This is a genomic window from Acidovorax sp. 56 (assembly GCF_002749705.1).
GTDB lineage: Bacteria > Pseudomonadota > Gammaproteobacteria > Burkholderiales > Burkholderiaceae_C > Acidovorax.
The window spans coordinates 4,510,841-4,524,246 of sequence record NZ_PEEV01000001.1; the positions used below are offsets into that span (position 1 = coordinate 4,510,841).

Below are 13,406 nucleotides of genomic sequence, written 5' to 3' on the forward strand. Positions count from 1 at the left end.
GCTTTGGTGATTGGTGTGGTCAGACGCGCACTGTGCGCAGTGCGGCTGCCCAGCGGTATCCATGTTTGAATGCGGGGCCGGGGTGCGTGAAGAGGCTTGCGGCGCCCCGGACTTTTAGTCGGTCTTTGTCACCATAGAAAGCTTGCATGCCCACCCACCGCTTGCCTGCCAACTGGATTCAGCACCGCTTCCTGCCTTTGGTGGTGGGCCTGTGCAGCGCCGCGCTGGCCGCTGCGCTGGCGTGGCTGGTCATTGATATATCGCACACCAAGGCGCGCACCGAGATCATGGCGCAGGCCCAAAGCCAGCTGCTGCAAATTCGCGATCGGCTGGACCGCCAGTTGCAGAGCACCCTTTCAGTGCCAGAGACAGTGTCGGCCTTCATTGCTGCGCAGGGGGGCATGTCGCCAGAAATCTTTGCCACCGTGGTGGGGCGACTGCTGGAGCACCAACGCAACATCCGCAACCTGGCTCTGGCGCCTGACAACGTCATCAGCGACATCTACCCCCGTCTGGGCAATGAGCGGGCGCTGGGCTTGCGCTACATGGACAACCCCCAGCAGCGTGGTGCTGTGGAGCGTGCCATCCAGACCCGTCGCACCGTGGTGGCCGGGCCTATCACCTTGGTGCAGGGCGGGCTCGGCATTGTCAGTCGCACGCCCGTGTTTCTCGCATCCAATCCACAGCCCGCTGTGGTGGCCGAGCCTCGCTTTTGGGGCATCGTCTCCCTGACGGTGAATGCCGACGCCTTGTTTGCCGATGCCGGGCTGAACACCGAGCAGATGGGTTTTCAGATCGCTGCGCGCGGGCTCGATGCCATGGGTGCCCAGGGGGCCGTATTCATGGGCCGCCCGCAAATTTTTGACGAAGCGCCCGCCACCCTGGATGTGCCCTTGCCAGGGGGCGGCAACTGGATTTTGGCCGCAGTGCCTGCGGGTGGCTGGCATGCTGCTGGGCGGGTTCCCGCCCTGGTGGTCATGCTGTCGTATGCGTTTGCGCTGTTGCTGGGCTTGCTCAGCGCACGGCTGGTGCGCGCTCACCAGCAGGTGCTGGCCCTTGCCAGCCACGACCGGCTCACCGGCCTGCCCAATCGCCGCCTGTTTGACGACCGCCTTTCGCAGGCCGTGCTCACGGCACACCGCGACCAACGGGCGGGGGCGCTGCTGCTGGTGGACCTGGACGGCTTCAAAGGCATTAACGACAGCCTGGGGCACCGCGCAGGGGACCAGGTGCTCGAACGCGTGGCCCAGCGGCTGGCCGGGCTCGCCCGCGCCAACGACACAGCCGCTCGGCTGGGCGGGGATGAGTTTGCCATGGTGTTGAATGCCGTCACGACCCCAGAGATCGCCATGGATGTCGCTGACAAGGTGCTGCTGTCGCTGGTGGCCCCCATTGGTCTGGACGATGGCCAGTACGTGCTTGCCAGCGCCAGCATTGGTGTGGCCTTGTTCCAAGGCGACCCCACGGAGCCGCTCACAGCACTCATTGACCGCGCCGATCGCGCCCTGTACGCCAGCAAACGCAACGGTAAAGGCGTGGCCTCTTTGGCCGAGGCGTTTGGCACAACACACCCGGCGCCTTAGACCGCGCATTCAACGGCTTTGCATCGGCTGCGCAAAATGCCCGCAAAATCGCCCGATGTTTTACGCCATACCCCTGGAACACCGCCCCACCTGGCGCAACCCGCCGTGGATGACCGTGCTGCTGATCTTGGTCAACATGATCGTGTTCTGGGGCCCTCAGCGCAGCGAAGAAAATGCCCGCGACCGCGCTGCCACCTATTACGTGTCCAGCCCCTTGCCCGCCATCGAGGTGCCCCGCTTTGTGGCCTGGCTGGAGGAAACCCGCGACAAGCACCTCAAGGAGGCCCGTGCGCTGCAAAAGGCGGGCAACTACCGCATGCTGTTGCGCTGGATGGAGCAGGAGGACGGCTTTCAGCAGCGCCTGAAAAGCCCGGGCTTTGTGCCCCTGCAGGACGCGCACTACATGGACTGGAAGTCCGCCCGCACGCAGTACGAAGGCCGGCTGCCCGCTCCCTTCACCCGCAAGTGGGCGCAAAGCTATGCCAAAGATGCTGAGCTGCGCCCGGTCACCTGGCTCACGGCCACGTTCTTGCACGGCAGCAATGGGCACCTCATCGGCAACATGGTGTTTTTGTTTCTGTTCGGCTTCTCCGTCGAGCTGGCGTTGGGGCGCGGCCTGTACCTGGCGTTTTACCTGCTGGGCGGCCTGGGGGGCTCGCTGCTAGCGGGCTGGGCCTATGCGGGCATGGGCAGTTATGGCTTGGGCGCCTCGGGGGCGGTATCGGCCCTGATGGGCATGTATGCCGTGCTGTACCGCTTGCGTCGGGTGCGGTTTTTCTACCAGCTGTTTTTCTACTTCAACTACGTCACGGCCCCTGCGTTGTTGCTGCTGCCCGCGTGGATTGCGAACGAGTTGCTGCAGCACTGGCTCAGCGGCAAGGGCGTGGCCTACATGGCCCACTTGGGCGGCTTGCTCGCCGGGGCCTCGCTCATGGCGCTGGTCATGCTGGTGCGCCGCAAGCCGCTGGAGGTGCCGGTGACGCAGGAGGAGGCCGATGCCGCAGCCGACGATGGTTTTGACGCCCACGTAGCCAGCGCCCAGCGCCTGGCCCAGGGCATGAAGTTTGAACAGGCGCTGGGCCAGTGGCGCGCAGCGGCCAAGCTGCGCCCGCAAGACCAGAAGGTGCTGAGCGCCTGGTTCAAGACGGCGTCGCTGTGGCCCGACAGCGAAGACTTTCACCGCGCGGCGCGGCGCATCTTCCGTCTGCAGGCGCATGACGAGCAGACGCTGCAGTTTCAGCACGCGAGCTATCGCACCTATTTTGAGAAAGCCAAGCCCGGTGCCCGTTTGCAGCCGGAAGACATGGCCCGCTTGTCCCGCCGCTTTGCCCGTGCGCACCAGTGGGGCGATGCGGAGAAGCTGTTCAACGCTTTGCACAAGACGGCGCCTACGCATCCGGAGTTGGGTGAGACGCTGGGCATGTTGGTGTCGGCCCTGTGCCATGCGGGGCGGCGGGAGCAGGCGGCTTTGTTAGGGCCGCAGTTGCAGCAGCTGGCACCTGGGAGTCCGGCGTTGCAGGTGTTGGGTGGGGTGTAGGAGGTGGTTTGCGTTGAATTTGGCTCTAGCGCATGTGGGGTAAGCGCTGGTAGCTATTAATTTGATAGTTGGTTATCACTTCCCCGTCCGTTCGGGCTGAGCTTGTCGAAGCCTGGGCTTGCTTGCTGATCTGGTGGCATGCCTGTGCTGAGTGCGGGAGCCGGGGAGTGCGCCCGGCGGCGCAGTAACTTTCTTTTGCTTCGCCAAAAGAAAGTCACCAAAGAAAAAGCGACCCCAAGTCTGCGACCCCTGCGCTTTGCTTCGGGGCAAACCTGCGTCGGAGCGGTTGCGGGGTGCGCCGCGAAACTCACTGCGCGCTGAAGCGCTCCGTTCGGACAGCCGCGGCGAGTCAGTTCACGAAGCACGCGCGCTCCGACGCGCGTGCCACCCCGCAACCGCCCCGCCGCAGGCGCAGCCACAGGGGGTGGATAGCCAAACAGCCGAACATCCAAACATCCACACGGGTCGTCGCTGCGCTCGACCTCACCTCGCGGGCGCAAGCGCTACGCGCTGCGCAGGCAAGGCCGAGCGAAGCGATGGCCCGAGTGGATGTTGGCTGTCCCGCCCCTCTGTATGCGCCGAGGAGCGTAGCGGCCAGCGGATTAGGGCTCGCGACTGTTTGAGCGCAACGCAGTGAAGCGAGTTTGAGCGAGACCCCGCTGGACGCGAGCACCGCAGGTTGCCCCAGTGCGCAGCGCTGGGGACGCAGACAGTGGGGTCGCCTTCTTTTGCCTTCTTTTCTTGGCGACGCAAGAAAAGAAGGTGCCCCGCCGGGGGCACATCCCGGCACCCGCCTTCAGCACAGGCATGCCGTCCGATCAGCGCGCAAGCCCAGGCTTCGACGGGCTCAGCCCGAACGGGCCGGGGCGTCCAGCAGGGCAATCGCATCTAAACCCTGATGCCCAGGACATGTGCCAGATAGCCCACATCCCAGCCAGCGCGCTTGCGCTTTGCCTGCACACCCACCTTCACCGACGTGTCACTCTTGAGCAACTGCAGCGCCATGCGCCGCAGCAGCGTCTGGTTGTGCGGTCCCTGGTCTTTATAGGACTGCGCCGCATCCTCGCGCATCGCCACATCCAGACTCCAGTGCAACTGGTTCTCCACCGCCCAGTGCGAACGGATACTGTGCGCCAGCACCCGTGCAGGCGTGTGCACTGGCAAGCTGCTCAGGTAGTAGCTGACTTCTTCGCTAGCCTCGCCTCCCGTTTGTTGGCGCTGGCGCGTGACTTGCACCACGCTGGCCAGCCCCGGCCAGTGCACTGCCGCTCGCTGCAATGCCTCGGGCACGGGGCTGAGCCGGTAGCTGCGCAGCTCCTGGCGCCCATGGCCGCTTGAGCGCTCGGTGTAGGTGTTCTCATCGGGCGGCTCTTGGCTCGCCTGCACTTCAAAGTGCTTTTGAACCACTGCGTGCATGTGCCGCTGGTTGCCTTTGAGGGACAGAACATAAGCCGCACCATGCTCGTGAAGCTGCTGGGCGATGCTCTTTTGGCAGCCGATGGCATCGATGGTGACGATGCAGCCTTTGAGGTGCAGCAGCCTGAGCAACTCGGGGATGGCGGTGATCTCGTTGCTCTTGCCATCAACCTTGCACTGGCCCAGTAGCAATCCCATGTCTGCAGCCCAGGCGCTGACCATGTGCAGTGGCCTGCGAGCCTCCCCTTTGCTGCTGCCGCGCACGCTTTTGCCGTCAATCGCCACTGTGCCGTATACCCGGCCCGCCACTTGGGCCAGCCACTGTTGGCAGGCCAGCTCTAGTTGCTTGGCGTCAAGCAGGCGAAACACTCGCGCGAAGGTGTCGTGCGAGGCAATGCCTGAGGGCAGCGGAACGAAACGAATGAACCAGTCGTGGTGCAACTCGCCGAACTCGGCTACTTCCACCCAGTTGTCTGCGCCTGCGATGGTTGCGCACAGCGCTATGGCCAGGATGGATTGGAGTTCATGGCGACGCGTGCGCTCTAGGCGCGGGTCGGGGATGACTTGCAGGTGCTGCAGCAGGGTCACGGGAGCGTTGGTTGGGTGATCACACGCTGCAGTTTCGCCGCAAATAGCTGCATCTATTTAGATGCGATTGCCCTGGGGCGTCCAGGCAATCACTATCAATTCAATAGCTGCTAGCGCTTATTCCATAAGCACTAGCGCCTAATTCCACTATCAACCCCCCGCAGCCCCCTGCGGCAAATGGTTGCGCAGCAGCCAGCGCGTCTCCCGTGTCGCTTCCGCATCCGGGTGGCGGGACTCCAGTGTGGCCAGCACGCGCAGGGCCATGTCGGTGCGGTTCAAGCCCTGCAGCAGCACACGGGCGACCAGCTCGTAGGCGGCGGGCACGCTGTCGTGGTCCTTGAAGCGGCGGTCAAAACCCTGCAGCACCGCCAAGGCCAGCGAAGCGTCGCCCGCATTCCAGGCGGCCTTGGCCAGGTTCAGGGTGGCGGCGGCGTCTTGCAATACAAAATCGGCATCCTTGCTGCGGCAGGTCTGGAAGGCCTTGATGGCGTCGCTGCTCTGGCCCGAGCGCAGCAGCAGCGGGATGTAGCGCTGCGCGTGGTCCAGCAGCGTGGCGGTTTTGCCTTCGGCCAGCGCCAGCACGCGGTGGTAACGGCGCTGCGCGGGCACCTCTTCGCCCCGGGTGCGCTGCTCTTCGTAGGCCATGGCCACGGCGGCGGTCACATTGCCTGCGGTGACCAACTCGGCCACCTGGGCGTCGATGGCGTCTTGCTCAATCTGGCGGGGGGTGCGGCGGTCCACCGGGGTTTCGTCGTCGTCCAGGCCTGCGCCGGGCAGCAGGTCAATGCCAAATGCCTCGTGGTTTTGGTACATGGCATAGCCCAGCAGGCTGGCCATGACCCAGCTGAAGTAGATGAGCACCCAGTTGACGATGGGCAGCAGGATCCAGCCCTTGAAGAGCGGCAGCAGCATGCCCAGCGCAATGAAGGTGCCCTGGCTCAGCAAAAACAGGAACAGGCACAGCAGCAGGTACGGCCAGCCAATGGTGCGCACGGCGTTCCAGGCGTTGGCGGGGTTCAGGGTTTCCGTAAAGCTGCAGGTTTGCACCAGCACGATTTGCGTGGCAGGCAGCAAGAAGCACACGGCCAGCCAGGCCAGGGTGCCCAGGGTGGGGCTCAGGCGCTGCAGCCAACCTACGACGAAGCCTTGAACCATCAGGATGGCGAACAGCTTCCAGGGCAGGTTTTTCCAGTCGGGGTCCAGCTCGGAGGGGTAGTCCTCGGCCTTGTAGATGCCGCGTGAGCCCAAGGCAGTCACCTTGAAGCTGTAGCGGGAGGCAGCCAGAAGGATACCGATCTCCACGATCAGGATGCCCAGGGCGTCGGGCAGGAAAAAAATCACCTTGAACAGCATGCTGGACAGCGCCAGCAGCAGGCTGTACATCAGCGGCTTGGATTGCAGCGGAAAGGTGAAGAAGGTGTTGAGCCGCTGCCAGAACGGCGCGGGCCGTTTGGCGGGCTGGGCAGATGGGTCGATGCCCGTTGCATGTATGGCCATGGTGGTGCTCCCGCCTCCCTGCGCGGGGTGCGCTGCCTTTGTGGTGCCTCTGTGTGCCTGGGCAGCGCCAATTGTTGCGCAGGAGTATAGGGCGCACACATGTGCTCGCATCTGCAGCACTTTCTCACATATTCACACTCTGGACAGGCGGCGCAGGGTGGCGCCTGAGCGGGTGTATCGGCTACGCTCAGAGCCCTTGCAGGCAAGAGCAAAAAGCACAAATGAAGACACTTTGGAGGAAAGCCCCGGTCAGCGCACTGCTGCTGGGCGGGTTGTTGTGGGCCGCCCAGGCGCAGGCGTTGCAGATCGTCAGCTTCAGCCCGCAGGGCGAGGTGGCGCGGGTGCGCCAGGCGGTGGCCAAGTTCGACGCGGCGGCGGTGAATTTTGGCGACCCCAAGGCGCCAGCGCCCCTGGCCATCAGCTGCAACGACGCCGCAGCCTCCAAGGGCACGGGCCGCTGGACCAGCGAGCGCGAGTGGGTGTTTGACTTTGAGGCCGACCTGCCCCCCGGCATGCGCTGCACGGCCACTGTCAAGCCTGACTTCAAACCAGCCTCTGGCGCCGCATTGACGGGCGCTAAAAGCTATCAATTCAATAGCGGCGGGCCGTTCGTGCAAAGCGTGCGTCCCAACACCTACGAGCAGATCGACGAAGAGCAGTTCTTCGTGCTGCAGCTCAATGGCCCCGCCACCACCGAGAGCGTGCAGGCCAACGTGTGGTGCGTGCTGGACGGGGTGGGCGAGCGCGTGCCCGTGCGCATGATCGAAGGCGCCCAACGCAGCGACATTCTCAAATCGCTGGGTCTGGACAAACGGGCGGCCAAAGACCCGCTGCAGTTTCCAGCACTGGCGTGCAACCGGAGGCTCACCTCGGGCTCGCAACTGCAACTGGTGTTTGGCAAGGGCGTGGCCACACCCAGTGGCGTGGCGAATGCGGTCGAAAAGCGCTTCACCTACAAAGTGCGCGAGCCGTTCTCGGCCGAGTTCAATTGCGAGCGTGAAAACGCCCAGGCTGCCTGCCTGCCGCTGCGGCCCATGGTGTTGTCCTTCAACGCCCCGGTGCCGCGCAAGTTGGCGATGGCGATTCGCCTCAAGTCCGCCAAGGAAACGCTCAAGGCGGTTGCGTATGGGCGCGAAGATGGTGGTGACAAGGATGCCGACGCCTTGGTCAACGGCATTCAGTTCGATGCGCCCCTGCCCGAGCAGACCTCGTTCACTGTGGAATTGCCCAAGGACTTCAAGGACGCCGCAGGGCGGCCGCTGCGCAATGCCGCCAGCTTTCCGCTGAAGGTGGCCACGGCGGGCATGCCGCCGCTGGCCAAGTTTGCGGCTGCGTCCTTTGGCGTGGTCGAGCGCTTTGCCGAAGGGGCCGATGGCCCGGCCTTGCTGCCCGTGACCCTGCGCAACGTGGAGGCGGGCCTGAAAGTGCAAGGCCTGCAGCCAGGCGGCATGGTGGCGCCGACATCGCTCACACCTCCTACGGGCAAGGTGAGCACGCTCAAGCCGTCCACCGATGCAGACATCATTGCCTGGTTCCGCAAGGTGGCCCGCTACGACAGCTACAACGTCCAGCGCCGCGTGGCCGCGCGGGATGTGAAGGGCTCGCTGCCCAAGGTGGTGGACGACGACCGTGACTACGTGCAAACGCGCATGCTCTCGCTGCTGGCGGGGCAGGGCGGTGTCAAGACGCTGGACTTGCCCCAAGTCACCGGCAAAGAGCTGCGCCCGTTCGAGGTGGTGGGCATTCCGCTGCCACCGGGCTTCCATGTGGTGGAGATCGCCTCGCAAAAGCTGGGCGCCTCGCTGCTGGACGAGCGCCATGGCGATGGCCGCACCATGTACGTGCGCACCTCTGCCTTGGTCACCAACCTGGGCGTGCACTTCAAGCTGGGGCGTGAAAACGCCGTGGTCTGGGTCACGTCGCTGGACAAGGGCAAGCCCATGCAGGGTGCCAAGGTGCGGGTGTCGGACTGCAACGGGCGCGAGCTGGCCCAGGCCATCACCAACGAGCAGGGCGTGGCCAATATCGAAGGCTTGTCGCCCGTGCCGCCCTCGTGCAACACCAATGAAGACTACGCCCAGGGCTCGTCGGCCTATTTCGTGAGCGCTCGCCACACCGAGGGCGGTGTGGAAGACATGGCCTTCACCTGGAGCGACTGGCAAAAGGGCATTGAGCCCTGGCGCTTCAATGTGCCCACCAGCAGCCAGGCCCAGCCCGACCAGCGCGCCCACACCCTGCTCGACCGCGCCCTGTTCCGTGCGGGTGAGACGGTGTCGATGAAGCACTTCTATCGCCACGAGTCGCGCAAGGGCCTGGAGACTCCCAAGTCCGGCCCTGGCACCCTGCTCATCACCCATGTGGGCAGTGGCCAGCAGTTTGAGCAAGCCGTGCAGTGGCGCCGCACGCCCACGGGCGGCTTGAGCGCGATGAACAGTTTTGCCATTCCGCCTGCGGCCAAGCTGGGCCAGTACACCATTGAGCTGCGTGACAACGATAGCGACCGGGGCACCATCGCCACCGGCCAATTCCGGGTGGAGGAGTTCCGCCTGCCCGTGCTGGAAGGGCGCATCGCCCCGTCCGACAGCAAGCCGCTGGTGCGGGCCCGTGCGGTGCCCACCGATGTGCAGATCAACTACGTGGCCGGTGGTGGCGCGGCCAACCTGCCGGTGCGCGTGTCGGCCCTGGTGCGTGACAAGGTGCTGCAGTACCCCGACTACGACATGTTCAGCTTCAACCCCCCGCGCCAGAAGGGCGCTGCAGGCGCATCGGCCGGGGCGGGTGATGACGAAGAAGCCGCCGCCAGCCAGGACGCCCGCGTGGTGGCCGACAAGCTGCCGCTGACGCTGGACAAGAACGGCACAGGCAAGGTGAGCATCGACAACCTGCCCCAGGCCCGCCGCCCGCAAGACCTGCTGCTGGAGGCCACCTACGCCGACCCCAATGGCGAAGTGCAAACCCTGCGCAGCACCCACACCCTGTGGCCAGCGGGCGTGGTGGCGGGGGTCAAGACCGAGGGTTGGGCATCGGCCAGCCAGAAGATCCGCTTCCAGGCCCTGGCCCTGCAGCACAACGGCCAGGCTGCGCCGGGCACGGCGCTGCAGGTGCAGGCCGTGGCGCGCATCACCACCACCACGCGCAAGCGCATGGTGGGCGGCTTCTACAGCTACGACAACCAGACGTCGACCAAAGACCTGGGCACAGTGTGCACGGGCAAGAGCGACAGCCGGGGCTTGCTGCTGTGCGAAGCCAAGCTGGACGAGGCGGGCGAAGTGGAACTGGTGGTGACTGCCACCGACCGCGATGGCAACACCAGCGAGGCCGCTTCGTCCGTGTGGGTCACCCGCCAGGGCGAGCTGTGGTTTGGTGGCGAGGACCATGACCGCATTGACCTGCTGCCCGAAAAGAAGAGCTACCAGGTGGGCGAAACCGCCAAGTTCCAGGTGCGCATGCCGTTTCGCTTTGCCACGGCCCTGGTGGCGGTGGAGCGTGAGGGCGTGATCGAAACCCATGTGGTGCAGCTCAATGGGCAAGACCCCACCGTGAGCCTCAAGGTGCAGTCGGACTGGGGGCCCAACGTGTATGTGAGCGTGCTGGCACTGCGCGGGCGCCTGCGCGAGGTGCCTTGGTACAGCTTCTTTACCTGGGGCTTCAAGGCGCCCACCGAGTGGTGGAGTGCCTTCTGGTACGAAGGCAAGGAATACCAGGCGCCCACGGCGCTGGTCGATTTGTCCAAACCCGCCTTCCGCCTGGGCTTGGCCGAGATCCGCGTGGGCACCCAGGCCCACCAGATCGATGTGAAGGTGACGGCTGACAAGGAGAGCTACCCCGTGCGCGGCAAGGCGCAAATCACCATCACCGCCACGTTGCCCGGCGGCAAGCCTGCGGCCAATGCCGAGGTAGCGCTGGCCGCCGTAGACCAGGCCCTGCTGGAGCTGATGCCCAACACCAGCTGGAACCTGCTGGAAGCCATGCTGCAGCGCCGCAGCTGGGGCGTGCAGACAGCGACCGCGCAGTCTGAAATCATTGGCCGGCGCCACTACGGCAAAAAGGCCGTGCCCGCAGGCGGTGGCGGTGGCCGCTCACCCACGCGTGAGCTGCTCGACACGCTGCTGCTGTGGAACCCCAATGTGCAGCTCGATGCCAACGGCCAGGCCAAGGTGACGGTGCCGCTCAACGATGCCCTGACCACCTTCAAGATCGTGGCGGTGGCTGATGCGTCTGCGGGGCTGTTTGGCACCGGCAGCACCAGCATCCGCGCGACGCAAGATTTGCAGATCATCAGCGGCCTGCCGCCACTGGTGCGCGAGGGCGATAACTTCCGTGCGCAGATCACGCTGCGCAACACCACCAAGGCGGCCATGAAGGTCGAAGTGGCACCGCGCGCCACGCTGCTGGAGCTCAAGCCCCAGACCATCGACATCCCTGCCGGTGAAGCCCGCGAGGTGGCTTGGGATGTGACCGCACCCGCGCAGCTGGCGCAGACCCGCGCCGAAGCCATCCTGTGGGAAATCCAGGCGCGCGACACCACGGCGGGCGCTACCGATGCCTTGAAGGCCCGCCAGCGCATCGTGCCTGCAGTGCCGCTCACGGTGCAGCAGGCCACGCTGGTGCAGGTGGATGGCAAGTTCGCACTGGACGCAGCCCCGCCCGCCGACGCCATCCCCGGCCGGGGCGGGCTGAAGATGTCGCTGCAACCCAAGCTGGCCGAAGGCCTGCCCGGTGTGCGCGACTGGTGGGCTGCCTACCCATTTGCCTGCCTGGAGCAAAAGACCAGCAAGGCCGTGGGCCTGCGCGATGGCAAGCTCTGGCAAACCGTGGTGGCGCAGCTGCCCACGTACCTGGACAGCGACGGCCTGGCCAACTACTTCCCGCCACGCAGCGGCGATGCCAACACCGGCAGTGACACGCTCACCGCCTACGTGCTGGCCGCCACGCACGAGGCCGCAGCCATCGACCCCGCCTTTGCGCTGCCCGACGAAGCCCGCGCGCCGATGGAGCGTGGCCTGATCGCCTTCATCGAGGGCCGCATCCAGCGCAACCTCTGGAGCCCACGCAAAGACCTGGACATGCGCAAGCTCGCTGCCATCGAAGCACTGTCGCGCTATGGCAAGGCCCAGGGCCGCATGGTCAGCAGCATCACCATTGCGCCCAACCAGTGGCCCACGCACTCGGTGATCGATTGGGTGAATGTTTTGAAGCGCGTGGCCGATGTGCCCGAGCGCGACAAGCGCCTGGCCGAGGCCATGCAGATCCTGCGTGCGCGCCTGTCGTTCCAGGGCACCAAGCTCATCTTCAGCACCGAGCAGGACGACTACTGGTGGTGGCTGATGCAAAACGGTGACGTGAACACTGCACGCCTGATGCTGGCCGTGATGGACGACCCCACCTGGAAGGACGACATGGGCCGCCTGGCCAACGGCTTCATCAGCCGCCAGCAGGCTGGTGCCTGGCACACCACCACCGCCAACCTGTGGGGCGGCCTGGCGTTGGAGAAGTTCAGCGCCAAGTTTGAAGCCACCCCCGTGGCGGGCGCCACCAAGGCGACCATGGGCGGCAACAACGCCAGCGTGGACTGGAGCAAGGTCGAACGCATCAAGGCCACCGACGCCAGCGGCGCCACCCACCAGACCACCTGGTTTGGCGCGCCCGCAGCACCGGGTAACCTGAAGAACAACAGCATGTTCTTGCCCTGGGGCAAGGCGGGTGGCAAAGAGGCGCTGGAGGTGACCCACCAGGGCACAGGCAAGCCCTGGCTCACCCTGCAATCGGTGGCGGCGGTGGAGTTGAAGGCGCCGTTCGCGGCGGGCTACTCCATCAAGAAGACCGTGACCCCCGTCGAGCAGGCCAACAAGTCGTTGCCTGCAGGCCAGTACACCCGTGGCGACGTGCTGCGCGTGAAGCTGGAAGTGAACGCCAGCGCCGACATGACCTGGGTGGCCATCACCGACCCGATCCCGGGCGGCGCCACCATCCTGGGCAGCGGCCTGGGCCGCGACTCGGAAATCGCCACGCAGGGCGAAAAGCAAAGCGGCAGCGGCTGGGCTGCGTTTGAAGAGCGCAGCTTTGAGTCCTTCCGCAGCTACTACCAGTACCTGCCCAAGGGCACCGTCACCATGGAATACACCGTGCGCCTGAACAACGTGGGTGACTTTGCCCTGCCCCCCAGCCGGGTGGAGGCCATGTATGCGCCCGAGATGTTTGGCGAATACCCGAATGCACGGGTGAAGGTGGGGGCAGCGAAGTGATAGCCCGCGCGCCCATGTCCAGCAGTTTGCAGCGGCTTGAACAGGCCACTACGGAGACCGTATCGCCATGATCGATCACATCGGTATCACCGCCACGGACTTTGCCAAAAGCCGCGCGTTCTATCAGCAAGCGCTGGCGCCCCTCGGTTATGCGCTGGTGATGGAGGTTTCTGCGGCCCAGACGGGCACCACAGACCACGCGGGTTTTGGTGTTCCGCCCAAGCCGGATTTTTGGATCATCGACAGCGCCGTGCCGCCCACCCGTGTCCATGTGGCATTCCGTGTGGACAGCCGGTTGCAAGTGGACCAGTTTTACGCGGCCGCCCTGGCGGCAGGCGGTCGGGACAACGGTGCGCCCGGTATCCGGGCGCATTACCACCCCCATTACTACGGCGCTTTCGTGCTGGACCCGGACGGGCACAACATCGAAGCGGTGTGCCACGCTCCCGTGTGAAGCCAGAACACGCTGCCCAGGCGTTGCACAGGCAGGCCGTGGCGCCAGTGTCTGCCCGCCGTGCCTGCGCCACATGGCCGCGATCT

The 13,406-nt window shown here is 65.2% G+C and carries 6 protein-coding genes; 4 read left to right on the forward strand and 2 right to left on the reverse strand.

Features of this window, described 5'->3' with window-relative positions:
- The first annotated feature begins 146 nt into the window (after positions 1–146).
- Both CLU88_RS20035 and CLU88_RS20040 read left to right on the forward strand, forming a co-directional pair.
- Positions 147–1,583, forward strand: a complete 1,437-nt coding sequence (locus CLU88_RS20035; RefSeq protein WP_099658106.1) for a diguanylate cyclase domain-containing protein — start codon at positions 147–149, stop codon at positions 1,581–1,583.
- A gap of 55 nt (positions 1,584–1,638) precedes the next feature.
- The gene (locus CLU88_RS20040; RefSeq protein ID WP_099658107.1) at positions 1,639–3,120 is read left to right on the forward strand and encodes a rhomboid family intramembrane serine protease; all 1,482 of its coding nucleotides are present in this window, start codon (positions 1,639–1,641) and stop codon (positions 3,118–3,120) included.
- Between the two features lie 888 nt (positions 3,121–4,008).
- Here CLU88_RS20040 and CLU88_RS20045 read toward each other — a convergent pair.
- Positions 4,009–5,124 carry an ISAs1 family transposase gene (locus tag CLU88_RS20045; RefSeq protein WP_099655172.1) on the reverse strand — a complete coding sequence of 372 codons (1,116 nt, stop codon included), beginning with the start codon at positions 5,122–5,124 and terminating at the stop codon, positions 4,009–4,011.
- Positions 5,125–5,274: 150 nt separating this feature from the next.
- The gene (locus tag CLU88_RS20050) at positions 5,275–6,621 is read right to left on the reverse strand and encodes a tol-pal system YbgF family protein (RefSeq protein ID WP_099658108.1); all 1,347 of its coding nucleotides are present in this window, start codon (positions 6,619–6,621) and stop codon (positions 5,275–5,277) included.
- A gap of 221 nt (positions 6,622–6,842) precedes the next feature.
- Between CLU88_RS20050 and CLU88_RS20055 the strand changes: the two genes are divergently transcribed.
- Positions 6,843–12,866, forward strand: coding sequence for an alpha-2-macroglobulin (locus tag CLU88_RS20055; RefSeq protein ID WP_099658109.1), 6,024 nt, complete (start codon positions 6,843–6,845; stop codon positions 12,864–12,866).
- Between the two features lie 67 nt (positions 12,867–12,933).
- Positions 12,934–13,320: a VOC family protein gene (locus CLU88_RS20060; RefSeq protein ID WP_099658110.1), complete on the forward strand. Its 387-nt coding sequence runs from the start codon at positions 12,934–12,936 to the stop codon at positions 13,318–13,320.
- Positions 13,321–13,406: the final 86 nt, after the last annotated feature.

What these genes read in the sequence shown, in the direction of transcription:
- CLU88_RS20040 (WP_099658107.1), top strand. Translation starts at nt 1,639, where the DNA reads ATGTTTTACGCCATACCCCTGGAACACCGCCCCACCTGGCGCAACCCG.
- CLU88_RS20050 (WP_099658108.1), bottom strand. Translation starts at nt 6,621, where the DNA reads ATGGCCATACATGCAACGGGCATCGACCCATCTGCCCAGCCCGCCAAA.
- CLU88_RS20055 (WP_099658109.1), top strand. Translation starts at nt 6,843, where the DNA reads ATGAAGACACTTTGGAGGAAAGCCCCGGTCAGCGCACTGCTGCTGGGC.
- CLU88_RS20060 (WP_099658110.1), top strand. Translation starts at nt 12,934, where the DNA reads ATGATCGATCACATCGGTATCACCGCCACGGACTTTGCCAAAAGCCGC.
- CLU88_RS20035 (WP_099658106.1), top strand. Translation starts at nt 147, where the DNA reads ATGCCCACCCACCGCTTGCCTGCCAACTGGATTCAGCACCGCTTCCTG.